11 protein-coding genes are annotated in these 13,142 nt (G+C 73.4%); 6 read left to right on the forward strand and 5 right to left on the reverse strand.

Annotated features, from left to right (window positions below; all coding sequences use genetic code 11):
- The first annotated feature begins 2 nt into the window (after positions 1 to 2).
- Positions 3 to 1,274 (forward strand): DUF58 domain-containing protein, encoded by a 1,272-nt coding sequence (locus tag ORV05_RS22040; protein ID WP_268753914.1) that lies wholly within the window; start codon positions 3 to 5, stop codon positions 1,272 to 1,274.
- Complete coding sequence (locus ORV05_RS22045) at positions 1,271 to 3,751, forward strand: transglutaminase TgpA family protein (RefSeq protein ID WP_268753915.1); 2,481 nt, start codon at positions 1,271 to 1,273, stop codon at positions 3,749 to 3,751. The genes ORV05_RS22040 and ORV05_RS22045 overlap by 4 nt, the downstream gene beginning before the upstream one ends.
- Positions 3,752 to 3,841: 90 nt before the next feature.
- Here ORV05_RS22045 and ORV05_RS22050 read toward each other — a convergent pair whose 3' ends face one another.
- The 3 genes from ORV05_RS22050 to ORV05_RS22060 all read right to left on the reverse strand — a co-directional run bounded on the left by ORV05_RS22050 (position 3,842) and on the right by ORV05_RS22060 (position 6,424).
- Complete coding sequence (locus tag ORV05_RS22050) at positions 3,842 to 4,225, reverse strand: DUF3040 domain-containing protein (RefSeq protein ID WP_268753916.1); 384 nt, start codon at positions 4,223 to 4,225, stop codon at positions 3,842 to 3,844.
- 116 nt (positions 4,226 to 4,341) lie between these two features.
- Entirely contained in the window at positions 4,342 to 5,640 is a 1,299-nt protein-coding gene (dinB, locus tag ORV05_RS22055) for a DNA polymerase IV (protein WP_268753917.1), read from the reverse strand.
- Between the two features lie 37 nt (positions 5,641 to 5,677).
- Positions 5,678 to 6,424 (reverse strand): methyltransferase domain-containing protein, encoded by a 747-nt coding sequence (locus ORV05_RS22060; RefSeq protein ID WP_268753918.1) that lies wholly within the window; start codon positions 6,422 to 6,424, stop codon positions 5,678 to 5,680.
- A 142-nt stretch (positions 6,425 to 6,566) separates the two neighbouring features.
- Between ORV05_RS22060 and ORV05_RS22065 the strand changes: the two genes are divergently transcribed.
- The 4 genes from ORV05_RS22065 to ORV05_RS22080 all read left to right on the forward strand — a co-directional run bounded on the left by ORV05_RS22065 (position 6,567) and on the right by ORV05_RS22080 (position 10,320).
- Positions 6,567 to 7,445, forward strand: a complete 879-nt coding sequence (locus tag ORV05_RS22065; protein ID WP_268753919.1) for a ParA family protein — start codon at positions 6,567 to 6,569, stop codon at positions 7,443 to 7,445.
- Complete coding sequence (locus tag ORV05_RS22070) at positions 7,445 to 8,245, forward strand: DNA-formamidopyrimidine glycosylase family protein (protein ID WP_268753920.1); 801 nt, start codon at positions 7,445 to 7,447, stop codon at positions 8,243 to 8,245. The genes ORV05_RS22065 and ORV05_RS22070 overlap by 1 nt, the downstream gene beginning before the upstream one ends.
- A 422-nt stretch (positions 8,246 to 8,667) precedes the next feature.
- Positions 8,668 to 9,225: a GNAT family N-acetyltransferase gene (locus ORV05_RS22075; RefSeq protein WP_268753921.1), complete on the forward strand. Its 558-nt coding sequence runs from the start codon at positions 8,668 to 8,670 to the stop codon at positions 9,223 to 9,225.
- Positions 9,226 to 9,288: 63 nt separating this feature from the next.
- Positions 9,289 to 10,320, forward strand: a complete 1,032-nt coding sequence (locus ORV05_RS22080) for a quinone-dependent dihydroorotate dehydrogenase (RefSeq protein ID WP_268753922.1) — start codon at positions 9,289 to 9,291, stop codon at positions 10,318 to 10,320.
- Positions 10,321 to 10,426: 106 nt separating this feature from the next.
- Here ORV05_RS22080 and ORV05_RS22085 read toward each other — a convergent pair whose 3' ends face one another.
- Both ORV05_RS22085 and pspM read right to left on the reverse strand, forming a co-directional pair.
- Positions 10,427 to 12,082: an allophanate hydrolase-related protein gene (locus tag ORV05_RS22085; RefSeq protein WP_268753923.1), complete on the reverse strand. Its 1,656-nt coding sequence runs from the start codon at positions 12,080 to 12,082 to the stop codon at positions 10,427 to 10,429.
- 133 nt (positions 12,083 to 12,215) lie between these two features.
- Entirely contained in the window at positions 12,216 to 13,133 is a 918-nt protein-coding gene (pspM, locus tag ORV05_RS22090) for a phage shock envelope stress response protein PspM (RefSeq protein WP_268753925.1), read from the reverse strand.
- Positions 13,134 to 13,142 lie beyond the last annotated feature (9 nt).

Consider the following 13,142-nt stretch of genomic DNA (forward strand, 5'->3'; position numbering starts at 1 on the left):
TCATGCTGCGGTCGCTGTCGGGACTGACCACGCGAGGCCGCTGCCTGCTCGCCGCCGGTGCGGCGGCCGCCGTCTGCGCGGTGGTGCTCAACGAGCGGGACCTGCTGCGGGTCGCGGTGTTCGTGGTGGGCTTGCCCCTGCTGGTGGCGGTGTTCCTCGCGGCCGCGAGGGTGCGGATCGGCGCGAGCCGGAAGCTGCTGCCGGACCGCATCGCGGCGGGCACCACCGGCGAGGTCGAACTCGCCCTGTGGCGCAACGGGAAACTGCCCGCGGGCGAGGTGCTGCTGGAGGACGGCGTGCCCTATGCGCTGGGCTCGCGGCCCCGGTTCGTGGTCGAGCGGCTGCCCGCCGGGCGCGCCGTCGCGCTGCGCTACCCGATCCAGCCGATGCTGCGCGGCATCCAGCAGGTGGGCCCGCTGCGCGCCACCCTGACCGACCCGTTCGGCCTGTGCGAGTTCGACCGCGAGCTGATCGGGCATTCCCGGCTGGTCGTGGTGCCCCGGGTGGTCGAGCTGTGGGGCCTGCCCGGCGGTGCCGGGCTCGGCGCCGGCGACGACGGGAGCGTGCGGCTGCACACCGGGCAGGGCGAGACCGACGTGATCGTCCGGCAGTACCGGCAGGGCGACGACCTGCGCAAGGTGCACTGGCGCTCCACGGCGCGGCGGGACGAGATCATGGTCCGGGTCGAGGAACGGCCGTGGCGCGGCGGCACCACGGTGCTGCTCGACCACCGTGCGGCCGCCCACCACGGGACCGGGGCGGCGGCCAGCCTGGAGTGGGCGATCTCCTTCGCCGCCAGCGTCTGCCTGCACATGCGGCGCGCCGGTCACCGGATCCGGCTGGTCACCGAGCACGGGAAGGTGCTCGCCGACGCGCCGGGGCACGAAGGCGACAGCAGCACCATCGACAACGTCGTCCTGGACGCGCTCGCCGTGCTGCAGCCCGCGCACCAGCGTGACCTCACCACCGGGCACGACCCGGCCGAAGGGCAGGAGCTGATCGCCATCCTGGGTACGGTGAGCAACGAGGCCGTCAGCGAACTGGCGCGATTTCGTCCCCGGAGCAGCCGCAGCCTCGCGGTGCTGCTCGACACGCCGACCTTCACCGGCACGGGCGGGGAACGGACCCCGGCCACCGAGGAGTCCGCGGCGCTGCTGCGGGCCGCGGGCTGGGGCGTGGTGATCGCCGATCCCACCTCCACCATGCCGCAGGTGTGGGCCGAGCTGTGCCGCACCACCGCGGGCCGCGGTGTCCTGCTGGGCGGTGGCCGATGACCGCCACCCTGCCCGAGGCCGGCGCCCAGCCGCCCGCGCCGCCGGAACTGCACACGCCGGAGAAGCGGTACGCGCAGCGGCCCCCGGCCTGGCGCAGCTCGATCCTCGCCCCGCTCACCGCCGGGCTGGCCACGCTGTGCGCCTCCACCTCGCTCACCGGGGTCGTCGGCGGGGCCGGCTGGCTGGCCTACGTGGCCGTGGTGGTGGTCCTGGTCGCGTCCACGGGCCTCGCCCTGCGCTCGATCCGCACCCCGATCCCGCTGGTCGGCCTGGCCCAGCTCGTCGTGCTGCTGCTGATGATCACCGGGGTGTTCACCCGCAACGGGATACTGGGGATCATCCCGGGCCCGGCCGCCTTCGGCGAGCTGGACCACGTGCTGACCACGGCGTTCGAGCAGATCCGCACCGCGCTGCCGCCGGTCGAGGCGACCTCCCCGATCCTGTGCCTGGTCACCATCGCGATCGGCATGGTCGCGGTGCTGGTGGACACCCTCGCGGTGGCGGCCTCCGCCCCCGCCGCCACCGGTCTGGTCCTGCTGTGCGTCTACGCCGTGCCGGCGTCGCTGTCGGACGAGATGCTGCCGTGGTGGACGTTCCTGCTGGGCGCTTCGGCCTTCGCCGCGCTGCTCGCCGTGGACGGCAACCACCGGCACCGCCGCTGGCGCAACCGGGACGCGCCGGGGCTCGGCGGTTCCCCCGCCACGGCTTCGGCCCCGGTCGCGGTGGTGGCACTGGCGCTGGTGATGGGGCTGGTCGCGGGTGCGACGATCACCGCGGTGGGCACCGTGGGCAGGTTGCCCGGCAGCGGCCACGACGGACAGTCCGGCGGGTCCGGCGGGCTCGGCGTCAACCCGTTCACCTCGTTGCGCGGCATGCTCGACCAGGGCACCGCGGTGGACCTGTTCCGCGTGCGCGGCCTGGGCAACGACAAGCGGCTGCTGCGCGCGTTCACCCTCGACACCTACCACCCCAACCAGGGCTGGAGCCTGCCGGACGGGCCGATGCCCGCCGGGTTCCCGGCCGAGGGGAACCTGCCCGCCGCCACCGGCGACAACGGCACCGGGGAGTCCCGCCAGATCCGGATCGAACCGGTCAACTGGGTGGATGTGTGGCTGCCGACCTACGGCGCGCTGCGCGGCCTGCAGGGCATGGGCCCCGGCTGGTACTACGACCCCGTCAGCGGGGCGGTGTTCACCGAACGCAAGCAGCACGTGCCCGCCTACACCGAGGTCGCCTCGCTGGCCGAGCCGACCAAGGACCAGCTCGAAGCGGTCAGGCTGGCGCCTTCGGACATCCCGGCGGCCTACACCGGGATCAGCGGGGTCGACCCGCGCGTGGTCGCGCTGACCCAGCAGATCACCGCCCATGCCGGGACCACCTTCGACAAGGCCACCGCGCTCTGGCGCTACTTCACCGCGGAAAACGGTTTCACCTACGACACGTCGACCGCGGCGGCCGCGGATTCGGACGCACTGGCCGACTTCCTGCTCAACGGCAAGCGCGGGTTCTGCGAGCAGTTCGCCTCCGCGATGGCGGTCATGCTGCGCGTGCTCGGGATCCCGTCGCGCGTCGCGGTCGGCTTCACCACCGGGGTACCCCAGGGCGACTACCGGACGATCACCTCGCAGGACGCCCACGCCTGGGTCGAGGTCTACTTCGGCAAGCTCGGCTGGGTCGGTTTCGACCCGACCCCGCGGTCCGACGGCCGCGGCTACGTCCCGCCGTACCTGCAGTCGAGCAGCCCGGCGAACGACTCGTCGGCGAAGGACAAGCAGGAGGTGCCGAGCGTGTCCACCACGCACGCGGCACCGACCGGCGCCCCGACCACGCAGCAGAACGGCTCCGGGAACAACGGGCAGCAGGCCGGCGGTAACGGCGGCAGCTGGACCGGGTGGGGCGTGCTGGCTCTGGTGCTGCTGGCGATCGCACTGACCGTCGGGACCCTGCTCGCGGCCCGTCTCGCGCGGGGCAGGCTGCGCTGGCTACCGCTGGTCGCGGCGGGCGCGTGGCTGCTCGCGGTGCTGCTGGCGGCGTGGCTGATCCACTGGACGCTGGCGCTGGTCCTGCTGGTGCTCATGCTGGCCGGGCTGGCCCCGGCCGTCCTACGGGAGCTCCAGCGGCGGCGGAGACGGCGGGCGATCAACGCGCGGGAACCGGGCGCGGCGGACGCCGCCTGGGCCGAACTGCTCGACGAATGCACGGACCGCGGGGTGCCCCTCTCGTCTTCGGACACGGTGCGGGCGGCGGCGAAGAAGGTGGCCCACCAGCACCACCTGGACGAGACCGGTCAAGACCACCTGCGGACGGTGGTCGCCGTCGTCGAACGGTCCTGGTACGCCGAGGAAGGCAGCCGGACCGACGCGGAATTCACGGCCGCGTTCGAGGGTGTGCGGGAGAGCCTGCGCCGCAACGCGCCGATGTCCTGGCGGGGGCGGTTGTTCCCGCGTTCGGTGCTGCGGCGGCGGGGCGGGCGGTAGCGCCCGGGAACAGCAGGGCGGCAAAAACGGCCGGCTCCCGGCCCGTGAGGGCGGGAGCCGGCCGCGTTCGTCTCGATCGCGGCGGGAAGACTACTGGTCTTCGAACCGCTGCCGGAAGCGTTCTTCCATGCGCTGGGTGAAGGAGCTCTTCGACTTCACCCCCGCGCGGCCGCCCCGGGCCTCACCCGCGGGATGGCGGCCCGACATCATCGCCAGCACCACCCCCAGGAACATCACCAGGAAGCCGAACACGCTGGCCAGCGGCACCTGCGCGATCCACAGCGCCTTGACCATCACGCCCACCACCAGCAGCGCGACCCCGACTACGAACAGCGCGATCCCCTGGATTCGCCGGCGACGGGCGGGCCGGTGGAAACGGGCACCGCGCACCGTAGACGCGAACTTGGGGTCCTCGGCATAGAGCTCGCGCTCGATCTGGTCGAGCAGCCGCTGCTCATGCTCGGAGAGTGGCATCTTTCCTCCTCCGGCACAGCTGTCGCGGGCGCCGGGCCGCGCAACGTCCTGGACCCTATACAGCACACCCCGATCGGGGTGCCACTGTCCAGGATACGAGTCCCGCGCCCGCGCGACTACCCGATCCCGGAGTTACCCGTACCGCCACCGTGATCAGAGGAGCGCCGTGGCGCTCTGACCGGTCCCCCGGGCAGCAGGGAAGCCGGCCGCACGGCCGCCGAACCGAACTTCGACCGCGCCACGTCCGCGGCGACCTCCGCTTCACGCCATCGTGGCTCGGCGCGCTCGAAGCTGAGCTGTTCGGGCTCACCGGCCCCGGCCAGCCCTTCCACGCGCACCCCGATGAGCCTGACCTCGGCACCCGCGACCGCCTCCGCGAGCAGGGCCACCGCGGTCGTGTGGATCACGCGCGCCACGTCCGTGGCCGGGGACAGGGTGCGGGCCCTGGTGATCGTCTTGAAGTCGGCGAAGCGCACCTTGATCGACACCGTGCGGCCGCGGAGCTGTTTCGCCCGCAGGCTCGCCGCCACCCGCTCGGACAGGCGCAGCAACTCCCGTTCCAGCACCGCGGGGTCGCGCTGGTCGGTGTCGAAGGTGCGTTCCGCCCCGATCGACTTGTCCGGCGCGTCCACCACCACGCCCCGCTCGTCCCGTCCGTTGGCCAGGGCGTGCAGATGTTCGGCGGCGGCCGCACCGACCGCCCGGCGCAGCCGCTGCGGCGGGGTGGCGGCGATCTGGGCGACCGTGCCCAGCCCGAGCCGCCGCAGGCTCTCCTCGGTGCGCTTGCCCACCCCCCACAGCGCCGAGATCGGCAGCGGATGCAGGAACTGCAGGGTCTGCGCGACCGGCACCACCACCACACCGTCCGGTTTGGCCATCCCGGAGGCGAGCTTGGCGACGAACTTGACGCCCGCGACCCCGACGGAGCAGGTGATGCCGTGCTCGTCCCGCACGCGCCGCCGGACGAGCTCCGCCACCTCCGCCGGGGTGGCGCGCAGGCGCCGCAGCGCCCCGCTGACATCCAGGAAGGCCTCGTCCAGGCTCAGCGGTTCGACCAGCGGGGTCAGCTCGCGGAAGATCGCCATGACCCCGCGGGAGACCTCGCCGTAGAGCCCGTGCGTCGGCGGAATGAACACCGCGTGCGGGCAGAGCCTGCGCGCCACCGCGACCGGCATCGCGGCGCGCACCCCGAACTCCCGGGCCGGGTAGTTGGCCGAGGTGACCACCGAACGCGGCCCCGCCCCGGCGACGATCACCGGTTTGTCCGCCAGCTCCGGCCTGGTGCGCAGCTCGACCGCGGCGAAGAAGGCATCCATGTCGACGTGCAGCAGACCGCAACCGGTGTCGTCCGGCGTGTGGTGCGCGGAGACCCGGAAGCGTTCGTGCCCGGCGGGCAGGCCGGCGTTTCGTCCCATCGGCGGTGAGCCTAACCGCCCCCACCGACAGTTCCGCTCACTCCGCCCGGCGGGCCAGGACGTGCAGGCGGGTGGCGATGTCGCGCAACGTCGGGACGCCGCACGCCGCCGCCTCGAACCCGGCGAGCTCGTCCCCGGTGAACTCGGCGGCCTCGGCCTCCCCGAGCGAGTCGGACACCACGCCATCGCCCTGCAGCAGCGCGACCCGCAGTCCCGCGGCCTCCAGCAGCGCGGTGAGCCCCGCGGTGTCGAACCGGCGCAGGAGCGTCTCGCCCTCGCCCGACAGCACCCCGTCCGCCCCGGTCAGCAGCCGCCGGGCCTCCCCCAGCCGGCCGGCCAGCGCGCGATGCAGCACGGCCGCGTACCGGTTGGCGGCCAGTACCGACACGGCACCGGCGGCCGACACCGTGCGGGCCAGCACCGCGGCCACCGCCGCGGGGTCGTCGACGATCTCCAGCAGCCCGTGCGCGAGCACGAGATCGGCCGATGCGGGGGGCACCCGGGCGGGCAGGGCGTCGGTGTCGTCGGCCACCACGGTGATCCGGCCGGAGACCTCCCGCTCCGCCGCGCGGCGGCGCAGCGTGGCCAGCGCGTTCTGGTTGGGCTCGACCACGGTCACCACGCAGCCCGCGGCCGCCAGCGGTACCGCCCAGACGCCGGTCCCGCCGCCCACGTCCACCACGTGCGGCTCGGCCGTCCCCCGCGCCCGGATCCGGGCGAGCTCGTCCTCCAGGACCCGCCAGACCGCGCTCGAGCCCCGTGCCGCCCCGATCTCCGTTCGCATGGTGGGACAGCGTAGTAAGCCCCAGGCCCGGGCGCGTGACGGCACCCGGCAGATCCGTCACGCCCCGTCACCCGCCCGCGGTACCGCACCCGAGAAAGGCAGCGCGCACGGGGGGACTGGACCCTCGGGCTACCCTCGGAGCGTGCACACGGTCGCCGTACTCAGCCTCAAGGGAGGCGTCGGCAAAACCACGGTCGCGCTCGGTATCGCCTCGGCGGCCATGCGCCGGGGAACCCTGACCCTGGTGGCCGACCTCGACCCGCAGGGCAACGCCACGGCCTCGCTGGACCCGCCCTACACCGAAGCCACGCTCGCCGACGTGCTGGAAAACCCGCACCGTTCGGTGCTGGCCCGCGCGATCGCCCCCAGCGTGTGGAGCGAGGACGTCGAGGTGCTGGTCGGCTCCGAGGATCTGGAACTGCTCAACGAACCCGGGCCCGACGAACGGCGCCTGGAGAGCCTGTCCCGGGCGCTGGACGAGCTGGACGAGGCCCCGCCCCGGGGGCGGCCCTACGAGCTGGTGATCCTGGACTGCCCGCCCTCGCTGGGCAGGCTGACGATGTCGGCACTGGTCGCCGCGGACGCCGCGCTGCTGGTCACCGAGCCGACCATGTACGCCGTGGCGGGGGCCCAGCGCGCGCTGGAGGCCATCGAACGGATCCGCACCGAGCACAACCCCGATCTGCGGGCCGCGGGCGTGCTGGTGAACCGGCTGCGGCCGCGTTCCCACGAGCACCAGTTCCGCATCGCCGAGCTGCGCGAGTCCTTCGGCACGCTGGTCATGCCGACCGCGATCCCGGACCGGCTCGCGGTCCAGCAGGCGCAGGGCGCGTGCAGCCCGATCCACGAATGGCATTCACCGGGTGCGCAGGAGATCGCGCTGACCTTCAACATGGTGCTGGCCAAGATCCTGCGCTCCAACCGGGCCGGGCGGCACCGCATGGACTCCGGCCCCGAGGCCGCCTCCGGTGCGGTGCCGGACGTGGAGACCACCGGGCCGATCACCGCGATCCGCTCCTGATGCCCGAGGGTGACACGGTCTTCCTGGCGGGCAAGCAGCTCGCCGGGGCCCTGTCGGGTCGGACGCTGTCCCGCACGGACTTCCGGCATCCCGCGCTGGCCACGGCCGACCTCGCCGGGCACACCGTGCTCACCGTGGTCACCGTCGGCAAGCACCTGTTCACCCGGTTTTCCGGCGAGCTGAGCCTGCACAGCCATCTGAAGATGGACGGGGCATGGGAGATCTACCGTGCCGGGGCGCGCTGGCGGCATCCGGCGCACCAGGCCCGGGTGATCCTCGACGCGGGTGAGGTCCAGGCCGTCGGCTTCCGGCTGCACGACCTCGCGCTGGTACCCACCGCGGAGGAGTCCCGGTTCACCGGGCACCTCGGCCCCGACCTTCTCGATCCACAGTGGACGGACGAACACGCGCGGCGGGCCGCCGCCGCGCTGGCCGCCGAGCCGGACCGGGAGCTCGGGCTGGCCCTGCTGGACCAGCGGATCATGGCCGGGGTCGGGAACCTGTACAAGATCGAGATCTGTTTCCTGCTCGGGGTCACCCCGTGGACACCGGTGTCGGCGGTGGACCCGGCGCAGGTGGTGCCGCTGGCCCGGAAGCTGTTGCTCGCCAACGCGTGGCGGCACGAGCAGAGCACCACCGGCGAGCTCGCGCGGGGCCGCCGCAACTGGGTCTACGAGCGGAGCCGCACCGGCTGCTTCCGCTGCGGCGGACCGGTCCGGGTGGGCACCCAGGGTGACGACGTGCGGCGGCGGCCCACCTGGTACTGCCCGCGCTGCCAGCGGGGCCCGGCCCCCGCGTGAGGTGGGCCACGGGCGTTCCGCCGGGCGCGAAAAGATGTTGCCGGGCCCCGGATTCTTGCCTAGCGTGGCGGTTACACGGGAAAGGAGGTGGTCCGAAGTTGAAGAACTACAGGACTCGTGAGGTGGCTGTCCGCTAGCGGACCGAGCTGCACCCGCTTCGTGGCGGCGCTCCCCGGAACGTGAGCCCACCGCGGAGTTCGCGCCTCCCGCCGCGACCCGGTCGCGCGGAGTCGCGTCTGGACAGTACTGGCCTGAGAGCGAATACCAGGCAGTCACCTACCCCCGGTGCCCCGAGAGTGGTCCGGCTCGGGCCGCTCGCGGCTGACGACGCGGGCGGAGCCGCACCGGGGGTCCCTAACACTTCGGTGTTTCCTTCGGATTACTCCACCCGGAGCAGGGCCTGAAGGTCTACTCTGCACGATGTGCTTCAGCCCACATATCCGATCAAGACGGCTCGGCTGATCCTGCGTCCGTTCACTCCGGACGATCTCGCGGCCTTCCACGCCGTGTACACCCACCCCGACGTGACCCGGTTCCTCGACGGCGAACCCCGCACGCGCACCGAAAGCGCGGCGCTGCTCGCCACGAAGGTGCAGGGCACCGCGCTCACCCGGCCGGGACAGACCCTGGCCATCGCCATCGAACTCGTCGAAACCGGGGAGCTCATCGGCGATCTGACCCTGCAGTGGGTCGACGGGGAGGCGGGCAACGGCGAGGTCGCCATCGCACTGCACCCCCGGCACCAGGGCAGCGGCTACGCGGCCGAGGCCCTCACCGAACTGATGCGGCTCGGGTTCGAAGACCTCGGGCTGCACCGGATGTTCGGCCGGTGCGACGCCCGCAACGTCGCCTCCGCCTCGCTGATGGAGGCGCTGGGCCTGCGCCGCGAAGCCCATCTGCGGGAGAACGAGCGGATCCGGGGCGAATGGCGGGACGAACTCGTCTACGCCATCCTGGCCACCGAATGGCGTCGGCGGTGACCGGGCCGACAGGCGGGCGCGGTCCGCTGCGCCCGCGTCCGCGGCCTGAGCGAAGATGAACGGGTGCTGTACGAGAAGCTGATCCGCCCCGTGCTCTACCGGCTGGGCTCCAACGACCCCGAAGTGGTGCACGAGCGCACGATGCGTGTGCTGGGCCGGGCGGGTGGTGCCGCCGCCCCGCTGCGCCGCTACTTCGCCGTGGACGACCCGGTGACGGTGTTCGGGCTGGGTTTCCCGAACCGGGTCGGCCTGGCGGCCGGGATGGACAAGGACGGCCGCGCGCTGGCCGCCTGGCCCGCGCTGGGCTTCGGTTTCGTCGAGGTGGGCACGGTCACGCGGCTCGCGCAGCCGGGCAATCCGAGGCCCCGTCTGTTCACGCTGCCCCGCAGCGAGGCCGTGATCAACCGGATGGGCTTCAACAACGCGGGCGCCGAGGCACTGGCGCGGAGGCTGGCGTCCCACGGGAAGCCGGGCGTGCCGCTCGGGGTGAGCATCGGAAAGTCCAAAGTAGTCCCGCTTGAGGAGGCCGTGGCCGACTACCAGGCCTCGCTGCGGACCCTCTACCCGTACGCGGACTACTTCGCGGTGAACGTCAGCTCCCCCAACACGCCGGGCCTGCGCACCCTGCAGGACAAGTCCGCGCTGGCCGAACTGCTCGCCACGCTGCAGGACACCTCCCGTGAACTCGCCGGGGAACGCCGGCCCACCCCGCTGCTGGTCAAGGTGGCACCCGACCTCACCGACCCGGCGCTGGCCGAACTGCTCGAAGTCTGCGAAACCCACGGCGTTTCCGGCATCATCGCCACGAACACCACGCTGTCCCGGGAAGGGGTCGACGTTCGCGAGCGGGCGCTGGCGGCCGAAACCGGGGGGCTGTCCGGGCGCCCCCTGACCGCACGCGCCCGCGACGTGGTGCGGTTCGTGCATACCGAGACCGGTGGGAAGCTGCCGATCATCGGGGTCGGCGGTGTCCTGAGTGGACAGGACGCGCAGCGGCTGCTGGACGCCGGGGCCAGCCTGGTCCAGCTCTACACCGGACTGGTCCTCAAGGGACCGGGCCTGGTCCGGCGGATCAACCGCACCCTCGCCGCCTGAGAGGACGCACGGCAGGTGCCCCCGGGCACCTGCCGTGAAGGGTCCCCTCCACGGTCGATTCGACCGAGGGACCCTTCACGGCTCGCGCCAGCCCGGGCTGCGCGGCTCAGGAGGCGAGGGTGTAGTGGCGGGTCGCGGTGAGGTGGCGCAGGTAGGCCCGCCAGCCGCCGAAGGCGGTGATGTCGCGGGCTTGCCCGGCGAGACCGGCCGCGCACTGGAACCCGATGGCCGTGCTGCCGTCCTCGAGTTCGATCTCGCCCAGCGTCATCGGCCCGGGCAGCCCGGCCAGGAAACGCCCGAGCGCCGCGGGCGAGAGAGTCCACCGCTCCCCTTCGATCGCGGCCCCGTCGGCGGCGGGCAGGATGCCGGGTTTCGGCGGGACGACCGGCAAGGCGACCATCCGGTACCGGGCCGCGGTGCGCACGTCACCGCGGAACCGGGCGCCCAGCGCGGTCAACTGTCCGTTGAGCGGCTGGCCGCGCAGGTGTGCCCCGAACACCACGAGGTCGATTCCCGTTGGCGGGTAAGGCGTTCCGATCTGTTCCCCGCCGAGGAAGGCGGCCACGTCGAGAGCGATCTGGTCGTCGAAGGCCCGCGTGATCACGCTGACCCCGAACGGGGTGCCGCCCGCGTGCCCGGCGGGGACCGCCACGGCGGCCAGGTCGAGCAGGTTCACGAAGTTCCCGGCCAGGGCCGCCTGCCCCGGCACGGCCGGCAGCAGCAGGGCGTCAAATCCGTCCAGCACCCGGGCGGCCTCACGCCGGTACTCCGCCAGCCGCGCCTGCTCGGCCGCCAGGCGGTACGCCGGGATCTCCTTCGCCGCGAGGACGGCCCTCGCCACCGCCGGGCCGACGCTGGGTTCCCGCGCCACGAACTCCCCGATCGCCGCGTGCCGCTCGGCGGCCAGCGGCCCGTCCTGGAGCAGCTTCGCCGCCACCAGGAACGGCGTGATGTCCACCGGGACGACCTCGGCGCCCCACGCCAGGAGGTCCGCCACGATCCGGTCGAAGCCCGCGCGCGCCGGGCCGGACAGGGGCGTCAGGCCCTCCGCACCCGGCACGGCGATCCTCGCCCGCTCCCCCGCGGCGAGCCGGACCGACTCCGGCCACGCCCGGCTCAGCGGATCCCCGGTGTCGGGCCCGGTCATCGCGGCCAGTGCGCGCAGCCCCTCGGCCAGGTTCGGGGAAAACACCGTGAGGCAGTCGTAGGGCCGCATCGATGGGACGGCACCGGTCGTGGGCACCAGGCCCAGCGTCGGCTTGAGTCCGAAGACCCCGCTGGCCGGGGCGGAACCGGCCGTGCCGGTGCCGACGGCCAGTCCCGCCAGGCCCAGGCCCACCACTTCCTCCGCCGCACCCGGACCACACGGGCGGCCGGTCCCCCACGGGCCGTCGAACTCCTCCAGGCTCGTCTTGCCGAGCACCACCGCGCCCGCCGCGGTCAGCCGCTGGATCGCGACCGCACTGACGTCCGGGGTGTAGGCGTAGGCGGGACAGCCCGCGGTGGTCGGCAGCCCGGCGACATCGATGCTGTCCTTGACGGCGACGAGCAGGCCCGCCAGGGGCAGCACGTCACCGGCACGGACGCGCTCGTCGACCGCTTTGGCGTCGACGAGCACCTCTTCCACGGGGCGGAGGGTGATCCAGAGATCCGGGCGGTCGGCCTCGGCGATCCGGTCGAAGGCGGCAAGGACCTGCCGGTGTGCGCTCACCGGTGCCGGGGGTAGGGGCTCGGGTTCAGGGGGCAGGGGCAGCGTGTCCATCCCACCGACGGTAAGCACCCCATATTCCGCTCACCAGCCCTCTCACGTTACGCACAGGTCTCACTCGAGAACCGAACGCAGCCCCCTCGCGCGGCTGGAACCCGTCACGGCTCGCCCCGGGCCCGGTGGCGGGTCAGGAGAGTTCGTGCAGGGCGATGGCGAGGCCGGCGAGCCGGTCGGTGGCGTCGGTGAGCGCGTCCTTGGAACTGGTGAGGCCGGAACCGCTGGCCGCCACGGCACGGCCTGCCGCCGCGACGAGCGTGCCGTAGTCGTCCAGTCCCTCGTCGAGCTGCTCCCGCAGGGTGCCGACGGCCGTGGCGAGCGCCTTGCGTTCCCCGGCCGGGGCGGCGGCCTGCGCACGCTCGATCGCCTCGATGCGGGCGGCGAGGGCGCGCAGTGCCTTGGCGGCCTTCGCGGCGGTCTCGCGTGCGTCCTCGACCGACTCGTCCGGCACCGAGGAGGAGGCGGTCAGCTGGCGCAGCAGCTCGGCGAGCGAGGATTCGCCCTCGGCCAGCCGTTCCATCGGCTCACGGGCGGCCGAACGGGGCGAGGGCAGCGGCGGTGGCGCCGTGCTCGCCGGCAGCTCGACCCGGCTCAGCCGGTACAGGTGCAGGCCCGACCGCACGCCCAGCGCGCCGAACACGATCGCCCCCACGATCCCCTCCGCGGCGGCGCCGAGCCCGCCCGCGCCGATCAGGCCCACGCCCAGGGCGAAGGCGTACAGCCCGCTCAGGAGGGTCAGCACGATCCACAGCGTCAGCAGGCGGGAAGTGCGGCGCTTGCGCCGCTGGAGTTTCGCGGCCGGTTCGTTCCAGCGCGCCCACCGGGCGCGGACCTCGGCGAAAACCGGCACATCGGCCATCGAAGGGGGCCGCGGTGGCGCGGGCCGTCGCAGCGGGTTCGGCGCGGAGCCCGCCGCTCCCGGCGTCCGGTCCGCCGGGAAGTACCGCTGGAACGCCTCCTGTGCCCGTTGCGCGTAGTCGGGCAGCCGCTCGATATGCCTTTCGAGCTTCTCCCCGAACTGGCCGAAGTCGCGCCTGCCCGACCCCATCACGACCTC

The organism is Amycolatopsis cynarae, from assembly GCF_026802195.1.
GTDB classification, from domain to species: Bacteria; Actinomycetota; Actinomycetes; order Mycobacteriales; family Pseudonocardiaceae; genus Amycolatopsis_E; species Amycolatopsis_E rhizosphaerae.